Origin of the sequence: Allobosea sp., from assembly GCF_035999205.1 — a bacterium.
GTDB lineage: Bacteria > Pseudomonadota > Alphaproteobacteria > Rhizobiales > Beijerinckiaceae > Allobosea.
The window spans coordinates 85833-97970 of the sequence record NZ_DASYHA010000026.1 but is presented as its reverse complement, the minus strand read 5'-3'; the positions used below and the strand labels follow the sequence as shown (position 1 = coordinate 97970).

Genomic DNA, 12138 nt, shown 5'->3' with positions numbered 1-12138 from the left:
GATTACTCCGGCGGGCTTTTCCATTGGGCGCTTGGCCTCCGGCGGGCCGACACCAGGAATGTCATTGGCGAAGCGTGGCGCGCACGAAGGCCCCCACCTCCGCCAGTGCCCGGCGGCCATCGCCAAGCTGTGCGTAATACAGGTGCCAGCCATGGATCATGTGCGGCCAAACCTGCAGCGTGGTCCGCACGTCTGCTGCCGCCGCAACACCGGCCAGCCGGATCGCATCATCCAGCAGAGTCTCGTTGGAGCCGACCTGAATCAGCAGGGGCGGCAATCCGCGCAAATCCGCGTAGATCGGCGAAACCATTGGCAGGCGCGGATCGCCGCCTTGCAGATACGCCGCCGCGAGCTCATGCAGATAGGGTCCCTGAATCAGCGGATCCACCGCCGCCTTCGTTTGGATCGTGGCACCCGACATCGCCAGATCCGTCCAAGGTGAACTGCACCAGGCACAGGCCGGCAGAGGCATGCCCGCTTCGCGCAATGAAACCAGGGTCGCGATCGTCAGCCCGCCGCCGGCGCTCTCCCCGGCCATGACGATGTTCGCCGGCAGAAACCCTTGCGACAGCAAGAACCGGTAGCCTGTCAGCGCATCCTCCAGCGCCGCCGGAAAGGGATGTTCGGGCGCCAGGCGGTAACCGAGCGCCAGCGTGCGCGCACCCGCCTCCCGCCCGGCTTGCGCAATCATGTGGCGATGGCTTTTGATCGATCCGGAAACATAGCCGCCGCCGTGCAGGAACATGATGACGCGCGCAGGGTCGGCGGCCGGCGTGGTGGTCCATTCCGCCTTCACGCCATTCGCATCAACCGGCTCGACGACAACATCCTCCGGCATGTCGTAGCGTGCCGTCAGGTCATCCAGCCGCTGGCGGCGACCGGGAAGATCGCTTGGCCGGGGACCGGCCGCCAGCATCGCCCTTATGGCGGCGAGTTCGGTATCGGTTTGCGTCAAGCTGGCCCCCTCCTCAATGAAGCACGATCGGCGTGCGCACATGCGAGTAGACATAATCAGGCCGCGGCTCCTGACCGAGAGCCGGACGTATTGCGCCGCGACCTGCTGCAGGCCGGGATCGCCGAATGCAGCGTGCAGTCCGTTCGAGTTGTAAGCCCGAACTTGCAGGCGCCCAAGCGCCTCATGACCTCCGCCCGCCGCTATTCGATGATCGGATGATGCGGGACGCTGTCGCGCCGCATCTTGCCAGCGAGCCGGGGATCGTCGTCGACCTCGACGCCGCGCTTGAACACCACGAAGCCGGAGCGCTGGTAGAATTCCGGCGCGCTTTGGTGGTCGAGCGTGCAGGTGTGGACCCAGAAGCGCGCGATCGGCTTGACCCAGGCCAGTGCCAGCGCCCGGTTCATCAGCCAGCGCCCCGCGCCCTTGCCCAGTACGCTCTCGTCGAGGCCGAAGAAGGCCAGCTCCGCCTCGCCCGACACCCGGAAATCCAGTTCCAGCAGCCCGACATCGGCGCTCCCGTAGCGGACCACGAAAGTCTCGACATTGGTGTCGGCGAGAATCGCCTCGACCTCCCCCGCCGGTTTGACCAGCCGGCTGAACCACATCCAGCGCTCGCCGAGCCGGCGATACATGGCGAGGTAGCGCGGGAGGTCCGGCGCGCCGATGCGCTCCAGCGCGAAGCCGTCGACACCGGGAGGATCGGGGCGGACCGGCGGCTGCGCCCTCATCTCGAGCGAGGTCACGATGGCGGCGATCTTGCCGGGCGGCAGATCGGTGGTGCCGGTCAGGCTGATGGTCAGGGTCGATGTCATCGCGTCAATTTCAGGAATCAGGCAGTTATCGGGAATCACGGAAGTGGCGATGCGCCACGCCGCGATCATGACATGATCGCGGCGGAAAGATCAGGGCATGACGAGGCAGAGCCATCCTTCGATATCACGCACGGGCCGCATGGCGCTGATGCGCCTCGTCGTGGCACTGGCGGTGATGCTGCTCGCCGTCCTGCCGCATGCCACGCTCGCCGCCTCCGCCTTCCATGCCGGTAAGGCCGCCCCATTGCCGTCCATCGCGAAGCCTGACGGCTCGCACGCGATGCATGGTCAGGCGACACCGACGCCCTGCCATGAGAGCGACGACAGTACCGGCAAGCAGAGCCCGACAATGCCCTCCTGCTGCATTCTCGGTTGCGGCCTGCTCGCTTGGCCCCCGGCGCTCGATGGCAAGAGCCTGCCGACACGCTGGCGACTTCTGTCCCCGCCCCCCGTTCTGGCGATGAGCGAGGCCGCGCCGGAGCCAGCCGAGCGACCTCCGCGATCCCGTCCGGATCGACGCATCATCTGAAACTGACCGATCTCGACGAGTGGCTCCGCCAGGCCGAGCAGCCGGCGCGGCATCGTCTCGCAACCTCAAGGACACATCAATGAACCGCATTCTCGCAACCGGCATCGCCGCCGCCATCCTGAGCACACTCAGCCTCGGCGGCCTCGCCCTTGCCCAGCAGCACCAAGGCCATTCCGGCCATGCTGCTTCGGCCGCCACGAGCCGCGACAGCGCCGCGACCACGGCCTACAAGGCCGCCAACACCAAGATGCACAAGGACATGGACATCGCCTTCACCGGCGATGCCGACGCCGATTTCGTGCGCGGCATGATCCCGCATCACCAGGGCGCGATCGACATGGCGAAGGTCATCCTCGCCCATGGCAAGGACCCCGAGTTGAAGAAGCTCGCTACCGGCATCATCGCCGAGCAGGAGAAGGAAATCGCGATGATGCGCGAATGGCTGAAGAAGAACGGCAAATAGCGCCTCCCGGCAGGCAAGCGGCGGCAACGCCGCTTGCCCTCGCCCCGGCCCGCTGGCACACAGGCGAAGGTTCGCGATCCTCATCCGATCTTCGCGGGTCTGCCTGCCTCACGCCTCCTCGCAGCCCGCGGATCTCATGAAACGCTATCTCGACTATCTCTGGCCGATCATCGGGCTTGTCGCGGTCGTCTGGTCGGTCGATCTGCTCTGGGACAAGCTCAAGGCGGAAGCGGGAACGGATGCCGCCATCGAGGCCCTGCTCGAACAGGGCAGCCTCTGGGACAACCTTCGCATCGTCGCCAGCCGCATTGGCCAGAAGATCGCGGTCATCCCCGCCGAGGCCTTCCTGCATGCGGCGCTTGCGACCCTCGTCGCCTATGCGGCACTCGCCTGGTACGACCGCATCGCCCTGATCCATCTCGGCAAGGAGAAGGGCATCTCCTGGTTCTATGTTTCAGTCTGCTCCTTCGTGACCTATGCGCTGTCGCACAACATCGGTGCCTCGGTGTTTTCGGGCGGCATGGTGCGCTATCGCGCCTATACGGCGAAGGGCCTGACGGCCGGCGAGGTAGCCGTGCTCGTCGCTCTCTGTTCCTTCACCTTCGCCTTCGGCACGATCCTGCTGATGGGTCTCGTCCTCCTTTATGAACCCGAGATCCTGCGCCCGCTCGGGCGGCTCTCGAAATGGTTCACGATCGGGGACGGCACGGCGCGACTGATCGGTGCGGGCCTGCTCGCCTTCGTCGCGCTCTACACCATCGGCTCCTGGCTCAAGTTCAGGCCGCTCCGCATCGGCACCTTCGAGGTCATCTATCCGCGCCTGCGCATCGTCGCCCGACAATATCTCGCGGCGCCGCTCGAGCTCGCGGGCGCGGCAGGCATCATCTATTTCGCGCTCCCCGAACAGGGCAATCCCGGCTTCCTGATCGTGCTCGGCGCCTTCCTGCTCTCCTTCTCGGCCGGGCTGCTCAGCCAGGTTCCAGGTGGCGTCGGCGTCATGGAGGCGGTCTTCCTGGCGGTGATGCCGGGCATTCCGGCACCCGCGGTCTTTGCCGCGCTGCTGATCTGGCGGCTGTTCTATCTCATCCTACCGCTGGTGATCTCGCTGCCAGTCGTGCTCGCCTTCGAGCGCGACCAGCTCAAGCGCCACACCCGCATCGCACCGCCGCCCTGAACAGGCTCGTTCAGCGTCGCACCGCTATTGCTGCGGCGGCGAACATCAGCAGCGCGCCGACGGCCTCGCTCGGGCCGAACGGCTCTCCGAGCAGCAGCACGCCGGCGATGACTGCAATCACCGGACTGACGAAGGCGTAGAGCCCGGCCCCGAAGGCGCCCCAGTCCCGCAGCAGCCGGATGTAGATCGTGAAGCCGATCAGCGAACCTGCGACCACCAGGAATGCCACCGAGGGCGCGACCGGCCAGCGCAGCAGAACCGCGAGTTCTTCCATCCCGACCGGTTCCAGCGCCAGCGTGACGGCAACGAGGCCGACCGCGCCGATCGCCGTCTGCCAGCTCGCGAGTGTCAATGTCGGCATCGTCCCCGCGATCTTCCGGCTCAGCACCGCCCCCACGCAGTAGCACAGCGTTCCGAAGGCAACCGAGGCCAGCCCCCAAGCCTCCAGCGCATCGCGCGAGGCGCCGCCCGCACCCATGAGGCGCTGCGCGAAGAGGAAGCCGAGCCCGGAGCAGCCCAAACCGATCGCGAGCACACGCCGGCCGGTGATCTTCTGTCCCTCGATGATGCGGCTTGCGAGGAGCGTCCAGATCGGGATCGTCGCCATGTTGACGATTGCGGAGAGGCCGGAGGAGGCGTGGGCCGCGCCCCAGAACAGGAAGGCGTAATTGGCCGTATTGACGAGCAGCGAGGTGCCGATCAGCCGCGGCCAAGCCGCAGGCGGGACCTTCGTAACGTCGCGCCCGGCCCAGGCGAGCAGCAGCGCGCCGGCGATGACGAAGCGCGCCGAGGCCAGGAGCAGTGGCGACGTATGCGCCGAAGCGATCCTCACCGGAAGGAACGTCAGCCCCCAGACCAGGCACAGGGCGGCGAACAGCAGGGCGTTCCGCGAAAGGACGCGACTACCTGTCGGCTGGGGGCCCGTGAGAGCGCTCATCACAGGAAACGCTGCAGGATCACGAGATCGAGCCAGCGATCGAACTTGCGTCCGACCTCGCGGAAGCGACCGGCCTCCTCGAAGCCGAGCCGCTCATGCATCCGCAGCGAACCCACATTGGCCGCGTCGATGCCCGCGATCATGACATGCTTGCCCAGTTCGGCCGCAAGAGGAAACAGGGCGGAAACCAGCGCGCTGCCAATGCCCTTGCCGCGTTGGCCGTCACGGATATGCACGCTGTGCTCGACCGTGTGACGATATCCCGGCCAGGGCCGGAAGTCGCCGAAGCTGGCATATCCGACCACCTCGCCCCGCTCCTCGGCGACGAGGACCGGATAGCCCTGCTCGCTACGGGCCTGGAGCCAGTCATGACGGTCCGCGAGCGTCGCAGGGGTTTCGGTATAGACAGCGGTCGAGCTTGCGATCACCGCATTGTAGATCGCGAGGATCGCGGGAAGGTCGGGCTCGCGCGCTGGTCGTATCATATCGGCTTGCATTCGTTATCATCCACTATAGAAGATACATCGCTATGATAATGGATGATCTCACGTCAAGGCTCGCCGAGCGCATACGGATCGAGCGCGAGATGCGCAGCTGGAGCCTGAGCGACCTCGCCGAACGCTCCGGCGTCTCGCGAGCCATGATCAGCAAGATCGAGCGAGGCGAGGCCAGCCCTACGGCAAGCCTGCTCGGCCGGCTGTCCGGTGCCTTCGGGTTGACGTTATCGAGCCTGCTGGCGCGCACGGAGACGGAGGACGCCGGGCGCCTGCGCCGCCGCGACGAGCAGCCGACCTGGCGCGATCCGGAGACAGGCTTCACGCGCCGCGCGATCTCACCAGCCGGCACTGCGGGCATCGAACTGGTCGAGGCGGAGCTGCCGCCGGGCGGGCGCATCGGCTATCCCGCCAGCGCTTACGCCTTCATCCGGCAGCAGATCTGGATTCTCGCAGGCACGCTCGATTTCATCGAGGGAGGAGCCAGCATGCGGCTCGGGCCGGGCGACTGCCTGGAGCTCGGCCCGCCGAGCGATTGCGTCTTCACCAATGCAAGCGACGAGCCCGTTCGCTACCTGGTCGTCGTCGTCAGGCGCTGAACCGGCTCAGACCGTCCCCACCGTCTTCAGACGCACGCGCGGGTGGATTTCGGCCTGCGACAGCACCGGCGTCTCGCGCCGGAAGCGCTCGATGATCTGGCGCACGAAGGGGCGCGCCATGCCGGAGGTGACGAGGGCCGGCATCTCGCCGATGCGGGCCGCATCCTCGAACTTCTCGCGGACGTGATGCACGAATTCCTGCAGCCGCGACGGCTGCATGGCGAGATGACGTTCCTCGCCCTGGCCGATGATCGATTCGGCGAAGACGCTTTCCCAGGCCGGCGAGAGCGTGATGATCGGCAGAAGCCCCTGCATGTTCGAGAACTGGGCGCAGATCTGGCGGGCGAGCCGCATGCGGACATGCTCGGCGATGTCGCGCGGGTTCTTGATGCCACCGGCGACCTCCGCGATGCCCTCGACGATGGTGGCGAGATCGCGGATCGAGATGCGCTCGGACAGGAGGAGTTGCAGAACGCGCTGGATGCCGGTGGTCGAGATCTGGCTCGGCACGATCTCCTTGACGAGGTCGGCATGGTCCTTGGGCAGCTCGCGCAGAAGCTTCTGGACCTCGCCATGCGAAAGCAGTTCAGGCATGTGCGACTTCAGCACCTCGGTCAGATGCGTCGAGATCACCGTCGCCGCATCGACCACCGTGAAGCCGCGCAGCTGCGCCTCGTCCTGAAGCGCGCCGTCTATCCAGGTCGCGGGCAGGCCGAAGGTCGGCTCCAGCACGTTATGGCCCGGCAGATTGACGCTGCCGCCCATCGGATCCATCGCCATGTACTGGCCGGCATAGACGATGCCGTGGCCCGCATCGATCTCCTTGATCTTGATATAGTAGTGGTTCGCCTCGAGCTGGACGTTGTCGACGATGCGCACCGCCGGCATGACGAAGCCGAGCTCGGCGGCAAGCTGCCGGCGCAGCGCCCGCACCTGGTCGGTCAGGCGGTCCTGCCCGCCGGCCGAGTTGACCAGCGGCAGCAGGCCGTAGCCGATCTCGATCTTGAGCTCGTCGAGCTTGAGCAGGTCGTTGAGGGTCTCCTCCTTCGGCGTGCCATCAGCCTGCAGCGGCGTGCCATCCGGCGCGGCCATCGAGGCCTCGGCCTCCCTGGCCTTGGCCAGCTTGCCGAAATGCCACGCGAGCCAAGCCGAACCGCCGGCCAGCGTGAGGAACGGCAGCATCGGGATGCCGGGCAGCACCGCGATCAGCAGCATCACCGCCGCCGACATGCCGAGCGCCTTCGGATAGCCGGAAAGCTGCTTGCCCAGCGCCTTGTCGGCGGCACCGCGCACGCCCGACTTGGACACGAGCAGGCCCGCCGCCGTCGAGACGATCAGCGCCGGAATCTGGCTGACGAGTCCGTCGCCGACCGTGAGCTGCGTGTAGTTGTGGGCAGCTGCGCCAAAGCTCATGCCCTGCTGCGCAACGCCGATGATGATGCCGCCGAGCACGTTGATGAAGGTGATCAGCAGGCCGGCAATCGCATCGCCGCGCACGAATTTCGAGGCACCGTCCATCGAACCGAAAAAGTTCGCCTCGTCCTCCAGCGCCTTGCGTCGGACCTTGGCGACCTCTTGGTCGATCAGCCCCGCCCCGAGATCGGCGTCGATCGCCATCTGCTTGCCGGGCATGGCGTCGAGGGCGAAGCGCGCCGCGACCTCGGCGATGCGCCCCGAACCCTTGGTGATGACGACGAAATTCACGATGATCAGGATGGTGAATACGATCACCCCGATCACGAAATTGCCGCTCATCACGAAGTTGGCGAAGGCCTCGATGACGTGGCCTGCCGCCGAGGCGCCCTCATGGCCATGCGCCAGGATCAGTCGCGTCGAGGCCAGGTTCAGCGCCAGCCGGAACATGGTGACGATCAGCAGCACGGTCGGGAAGGCGGAGAACTCGAGTGGCTCCTCGATGAACAGCGCCGTCATCAGGACCAGCACCGACAGGATGATCGAGAGCGCCAGAAGCAGGTCGAGCAGCAGGGCCGGCAGCGGGAAGATGAGCACCACGAGGATGCCCATGACGCCGATCGCCAGGAACAGGTCGGGCCGATTGAACAGCTTGTTCATCGCGCCGCGGCTCAAATCGAAGCCACCGCCCGTCCCCGCCGTCACATCGCTCATCGACCAGCCCGCTCCCTGCGCCGGAGGGCGCACAACCCGGCAATTCTTGCCGGGCATATGGTGAACGAGTGGTTAAGACGGCCGGAAAAACGGCCTCGGGAACCTTTCCCTGAACGGACCGTTATCGAACTGCCCCGTTACGGCCTCAATCTCTGGACCTACTTGGCGCGGGTCGGAAAGTTTGATTTGGCCGATCCGGAATTATTGGAGAAAGACTTGGATAGACGTTCTTTTGTAGTGAGTCTTTTCGGCGGTCTTGCCGCTGCGAGCCTCGGCGGCATCGCGATTGCGCAGGCTGCCTCGCCCAAGACTGAGGTTGCACCGGCGGCTCCGACCGACGCTGAGATCGACGCCACGACCAAGGCCAGCCTCGACCAGGCCGAAGCCGAGTTCAGCCAGCATCGCGGGCACCATCGTGGACCGCGCCATCACCCCCACCATCCCCACCGCCCCCGCCATCATCGCCCGCCGGTCCACCGGCACGTCTACCGCCGTCCGCGCCGAGTCGTGAGGAACGGCCGGGTCTACTACATCCGCTGAGGCGGTTTCGATCACGAGGCGGCGCCGGCCCGGCGTCGCCCTTTCGCCAGCGAGGCCAGCGGCCTGAGGCAGAGGCCCGCACATCGGGAGGACGCCGGCATGACAGCGCTTGCAACGGACTCGCCACGCACGATCGCCACTGATGTCCCGGCCCGGCTCGACCGGCTGCCCTGGTCGCGCTTCCACACGCTCGTCGTCGTCGCCCTCGGCGTCACCTGGATTCTCGACGGCCTCGAGGTCACGCTCGCGGGCTCGGTGTCCGGGGCATTGAAGGAAAGTCCGGCACTTCGCTTCACCAACACCGAGATCGGCATGGCGGGCGCCGCCTACATCGCCGGCGCCGTCCTCGGCGCGTTGTTCTTCGGCTGGCTGACCGATCGCCTCGGCCGCAAGAAGCTCTTCACCATCACCGTCCTGGTCTATCTCGCGGCCACGGCCGCAACGGCCTTCTCCTGGAATTTCTGGAGCTTCATCATCTTCCGGTTTTTCACCGGCATGGGCATCGGCGGCGAATACACCGCGATCAATTCGACGATCCAGGAACTGGTTCCGGCCCGCGTGCGCGGCTGGGTCGACCTCGTCATCAACGGCTCGTTCTGGGTCGGCGCGGCGCTCGGCGCCGTCGGCGCGATCGTGCTCTTGAACCCGGCCGTCATCGACCCCGAAATCGGCTGGCGTCTCGCCTTCTTCATCGGCTCCGCGCTTGGGCTCGGCATCCTGATCCTGCGGCAATGGATACCCGAAAGCCCGCGCTGGCTGATCAGCCATGGCCGCGCCGACGAGGCGGCCGCCATCGTCGCCTCGATCGAGGCGCGTGCCGGCGTGACCTGGAACGCCGGCGAGAAGCTGGCACTGACGCATCTGCGCCCGCGTTCCTCGACACCGCTCGGCGAGGTCTTCCACGCGCTCTTTGTGGTCCACCGCCAGCGCGCGCTCGTAGGCCTCGCCCTGATGGTGTCGCAGGCCTTCTTCTACAACGCGATCTTCTTCACCTACGCCCTGATCCTGACCGACTTCTATCAGGTTCCGTCACAGGCCATCGGCTGGTTCATCCTGCCCTTCGCCGCCGGCAACTTCCTCGGCCCGCTCATCCTTGGCCGCCTCTTCGATACGGTCGGGCGCCGGACGATGATCGCCGCGACCTACGCGCTGTCGGGCCTGCTGCTGACCGGCACGGGCTATCTGTTCTGGCGGGACCTCCTGACGGCGCAGCAACTCACCCTGTGCTGGAGCATCGTCTTCTTCTTCGCCTCGGCGGCGGCGAGCTCGGCCTATCTCACGGTGAGCGAAACCTTCCCGGTCGAGATGCGCGCGCTCGCGATCGCGGCCTTCTACGCCGTCGGTACGGGCGCGGGCGGTGTGGCCGGCCCCTGGCTCTTCGGCATCCTGATCGACACGGGCTCGCGCGGCAGCGTCTTCGCCGGTTATCTGTTCGGCGCCGTCTTGATGTTGGCCGCGGCGCTGATCGCAGCCTGCTACGCCGTCAGGGCCGAACGCAAGCCGCTGGAAAGTGTCGCGCGCCCCCTGAACGCGGTCGACGAGCCCGCAAACTAGCAGGACATCGGATGCCCAGCCGCGCGCATCACGAACGGGAAACATCATGCCCGGTCCTATGAGCGGGAATCATTCGCAGGGAACAATGCGTCATCCAAATGCATTACCCCTCGCCCATGTTTTCGCTCTATGAAGACAATGGAAGATGCGGAGAACGACAGCTTCGGAGGATGCCTTGGATAGACGATCATTCATCATGACCCTGATCGGCGGCATGGCCGCTGCCAGCATTGGCGGCGTCGCGGTCGCGGAAGCCGCGCAGCCCAAGCCTGCGCCAATGCCCGCGCCAGTGCCGGATGCTACGCCCGCGCACGACGACGAGGCCGTGACGGCCGAGGTCAAGGACGCCCTCGACGAGACCGACGCTGAGTTCAGCCAGTATTATTATTATCGCCGGCCGCGCTATTATGCCCGCCCGCGCTACTACTACCGCCCGCGGGTCTACTATCGTCCACGCGTCTATTATCGTCCGCGCTATTATCGTCGGCGCTACTATTATTGAGCCGCCAGCAGCTCGGCTGGCCGCAGCTTGCTGGCCAGCCGGATGCGGGACAACGGGTTGAGGTCAGAGCGCGTTGACGCGCGCCTGGCCGGGTTCTGCCACCGGTATGCCGGCAGAGGTGTATTCGCTGAGCTTGTTGCGCAGCGTCCGGATCGAAATCCCTAGAATCTTGGCCGCATGGGTGCGGTTGCCGAGGCAGTGGTCGAGCGTGTCGAGGATGAGCTCGCGCTCGACATCGGCAACCGTGTGGCCGACGAGCGAGCGTGTCACGGCCTCTGCCGTCTGCGCCGCGCGTGCGGCGGTGTCGCGGCCGGCCGCAGGGCCGAGCGTCTCGCCCTCGGGCGTCATGACCGCATCCGCCCCGATTTCAGTGCCCTTGGCCAAAAGCACCGCCCGGTGGATCGTGTTCTCCAGCTCGCGGACATTGCCGCGCCAGGCATTCGCGAGCAAAAGCTTGCGGGCGTCCGCAGCGACGGGACGCAGCGGCATGCCGTTGAGCTCGGCATATTTGCGGGCGAAGTGATCGGTCAGCGCCAGGATGTCGCCCGGCCGCTCGCGCAGTGCCGGCAAGCGCAGATGCACGACGTTTAGGCGGTAGAACAGGTCCTCTCGGAACGAGCCCTCGCGCACGGCATCGCCGAGATTGCGGTTCGAGGTGGCGATGATGCGCAGGTCGACCTTCACCGCCTGGGTGCCGCCGACGCGATCGATCATGCGTTCCTGCAGGGCGCGCAGCAGCTTGGCCTGCAGGCGGACATCCATCTCCGAGATTTCGTCCAGCAGCAGCGTGCCGCCATTGGCCTCCTCGAACTTGCCGATGCGGCGCGCGATGGCGCCGGTGAAGGCGCCCTTCTCATGGCCGAACAGCTCGGATTCGAGCAGGTTGTCGGGAATGGCAGCGCAGTTCACGGCCACGAAGGGCTTGTCCTTGCGCAGCGACTTCTGGTGCAGGTAGCGCGCGATCACCTCCTTGCCGGTGCCGCTCTCGCCGGTGACCAGAACCGGCGCGTCCGAGCGGGCGATCTGCGAGGCCAGCTGGACGACCCGCTCCATCGCCGGATCCTTCCAGATCAGGCTCGACTGGTCGGCGGCGACCGCCTCGAGCACGGCGGCAATCAGCTCCGGATCGGGCGGCAGCGGCACGTATTCGCGCGCACCGGCCTGAATCGCGGCAACCGCGGCGCGCGCATCGGTCGAGGTGCCGCAGGCCACGATCGGCGTGCGGATACGTTCGGCTTCCAGCGCCGCGACATAGGCCGCAACCGGCTGCACGACATCGATCATCAGCAGATCGGCGCCCTTGGCACGCAGCACCGCGAGCGTCTGATCGAGCCCTTCCGTATGCGTCACCGCCGCTCCGTGCGACATCGCGATCTTGGCCGCGGCGATGATCTGTCCCTTGAGACCGCCGGCGATGATGAGGCGCATGGCTCAGGCCTTTCTGCGAAA

The 12138-nt window shown here is 66.3% G+C and carries 13 protein-coding genes; 7 read left to right on the top strand and 6 right to left on the bottom strand.

Annotated elements, in window-relative coordinates:
* Nucleotides 1–61: 61 nt before the first annotated feature.
* Together VGN82_RS22350 and VGN82_RS22345 are read right to left on the bottom strand one after the other, a co-directional pair.
* The gene (locus VGN82_RS22350) at nt 62–916 is read right to left on the bottom strand and encodes an alpha/beta hydrolase (RefSeq protein ID WP_327529928.1); all 855 of its coding nucleotides are present in this window, start codon (nt 914–916) and stop codon (nt 62–64) included.
* A gap of 239 nt (nt 917–1155) precedes the next feature.
* A complete protein-coding gene (locus VGN82_RS22345) occupies nt 1156–1770 on the bottom strand; it encodes a GNAT family N-acetyltransferase (protein WP_327529282.1) in 615 nt (204 codons plus the stop codon).
* Between the two features lie 97 nt (nt 1771–1867).
* On the opposite strand from VGN82_RS22345, the gene VGN82_RS22340 reads away from it, so the two are divergent.
* The 3 genes from VGN82_RS22340 (at nt 1868) to VGN82_RS22330 (ending at nt 3936) form a co-directional block, all read left to right on the top strand.
* The gene (locus VGN82_RS22340; protein WP_327529281.1) at nt 1868–2299 is read left to right on the top strand and encodes a hypothetical protein; all 432 of its coding nucleotides are present in this window, start codon (nt 1868–1870) and stop codon (nt 2297–2299) included.
* A gap of 79 nt (nt 2300–2378) precedes the next feature.
* The gene (copM, locus tag VGN82_RS22335; protein WP_327529280.1) at nt 2379–2762 is read left to right on the top strand and encodes a CopM family metallochaperone; all 384 of its coding nucleotides are present in this window, start codon (nt 2379–2381) and stop codon (nt 2760–2762) included.
* Between the two features lie 136 nt (nt 2763–2898).
* Nucleotides 2899–3936: a lysylphosphatidylglycerol synthase transmembrane domain-containing protein gene (locus VGN82_RS22330; protein WP_327529279.1), complete on the top strand. Its 1038-nt coding sequence runs from the start codon at nt 2899–2901 to the stop codon at nt 3934–3936.
* A 10-nt stretch (nt 3937–3946) separates the two neighbouring features.
* Here the strand turns inward: VGN82_RS22330 and VGN82_RS22325 are convergent, their stop codons facing one another.
* Nucleotides 3947–4873, bottom strand: a complete 927-nt coding sequence (locus VGN82_RS22325) for a DMT family transporter (protein ID WP_327529278.1) — start codon at nt 4871–4873, stop codon at nt 3947–3949.
* Nucleotides 4873–5370 (bottom strand): GNAT family N-acetyltransferase, encoded by a 498-nt coding sequence (locus VGN82_RS22320; protein ID WP_327529277.1) that lies wholly within the window; start codon nt 5368–5370, stop codon nt 4873–4875. Before VGN82_RS22320 ends, VGN82_RS22325 begins: the two co-directional genes overlap by 1 nt.
* A 32-nt stretch (nt 5371–5402) precedes the next feature.
* On the opposite strand from VGN82_RS22320, the gene VGN82_RS22315 reads away from it, so the two are divergent.
* Nucleotides 5403–5966, top strand: a complete 564-nt coding sequence (locus VGN82_RS22315; RefSeq protein ID WP_414644367.1) for a helix-turn-helix domain-containing protein — start codon at nt 5403–5405, stop codon at nt 5964–5966.
* 6 nt (nt 5967–5972) lie between these two features.
* Here the strand turns inward: VGN82_RS22315 and flhA are convergent, their stop codons facing one another.
* Nucleotides 5973–8093, bottom strand: a complete 2121-nt coding sequence (flhA, locus tag VGN82_RS22310; protein ID WP_414644366.1) for a flagellar biosynthesis protein FlhA — start codon at nt 8091–8093, stop codon at nt 5973–5975.
* Nucleotides 8094–8309: 216 nt separating this feature from the next.
* Here flhA and VGN82_RS22305 point away from each other — a divergent pair, with 216 nt between their 5' ends.
* The 3 genes from VGN82_RS22305 to VGN82_RS22295 all read left to right on the top strand — a co-directional run bounded on the left by VGN82_RS22305 (nt 8310) and on the right by VGN82_RS22295 (nt 10689).
* Nucleotides 8310–8633: a hypothetical protein gene (locus VGN82_RS22305; protein ID WP_327529275.1), complete on the top strand. Its 324-nt coding sequence runs from the start codon at nt 8310–8312 to the stop codon at nt 8631–8633.
* Between the two features lie 99 nt (nt 8634–8732).
* The gene (locus tag VGN82_RS22300) at nt 8733–10187 is read left to right on the top strand and encodes an MFS transporter (RefSeq protein ID WP_327529274.1); all 1455 of its coding nucleotides are present in this window, start codon (nt 8733–8735) and stop codon (nt 10185–10187) included.
* Nucleotides 10188–10362: 175 nt separating this feature from the next.
* On the top strand, nt 10363–10689 hold the full coding sequence (locus tag VGN82_RS22295) for a hypothetical protein (protein ID WP_327529273.1): 327 nt from the start codon (nt 10363–10365) through the stop codon (nt 10687–10689).
* Nucleotides 10690–10752: 63 nt separating this feature from the next.
* On the opposite strand, the gene flbD is transcribed toward VGN82_RS22295, so the two are convergent.
* Nucleotides 10753–12117, bottom strand: a complete 1365-nt coding sequence (gene flbD, locus VGN82_RS22290; protein ID WP_327529272.1) for a sigma-54-dependent transcriptional regulator FlbD — start codon at nt 12115–12117, stop codon at nt 10753–10755.
* Nucleotides 12118–12138 lie beyond the last annotated feature (21 nt).

Bases quoted from the DNA above. Each gene is read 5' to 3' on its own strand.
- VGN82_RS22350 (WP_327529928.1), bottom strand. From the start codon at position 916: ATGCTGGCGGCCGGTCCCCGGCCAAGCGATCTTCCCGGTCGCCGCCAG.
- VGN82_RS22345 (WP_327529282.1), bottom strand. From the start codon at position 1,770: ATGACATCGACCCTGACCATCAGCCTGACCGGCACCACCGATCTGCCG.
- VGN82_RS22340 (WP_327529281.1), top strand. From the start codon at position 1,868: ATGACGAGGCAGAGCCATCCTTCGATATCACGCACGGGCCGCATGGCG.
- copM (WP_327529280.1), top strand. From the start codon at position 2,379: ATGAACCGCATTCTCGCAACCGGCATCGCCGCCGCCATCCTGAGCACA.
- VGN82_RS22330 (WP_327529279.1), top strand. From the start codon at position 2,899: ATGAAACGCTATCTCGACTATCTCTGGCCGATCATCGGGCTTGTCGCG.
- VGN82_RS22325 (WP_327529278.1), bottom strand. From the start codon at position 4,873: ATGAGCGCTCTCACGGGCCCCCAGCCGACAGGTAGTCGCGTCCTTTCG.
- VGN82_RS22320 (WP_327529277.1), bottom strand. From the start codon at position 5,370: ATGCAAGCCGATATGATACGACCAGCGCGCGAGCCCGACCTTCCCGCG.
- VGN82_RS22315 (WP_414644367.1), top strand. From the start codon at position 5,403: ATGATAATGGATGATCTCACGTCAAGGCTCGCCGAGCGCATACGGATC.
- flhA (WP_414644366.1), bottom strand. From the start codon at position 8,093: ATGAGCGATGTGACGGCGGGGACGGGCGGTGGCTTCGATTTGAGCCGC.
- VGN82_RS22300 (WP_327529274.1), top strand. From the start codon at position 8,733: ATGACAGCGCTTGCAACGGACTCGCCACGCACGATCGCCACTGATGTC.
- flbD (WP_327529272.1), bottom strand. From the start codon at position 12,117: ATGCGCCTCATCATCGCCGGCGGTCTCAAGGGACAGATCATCGCCGCG.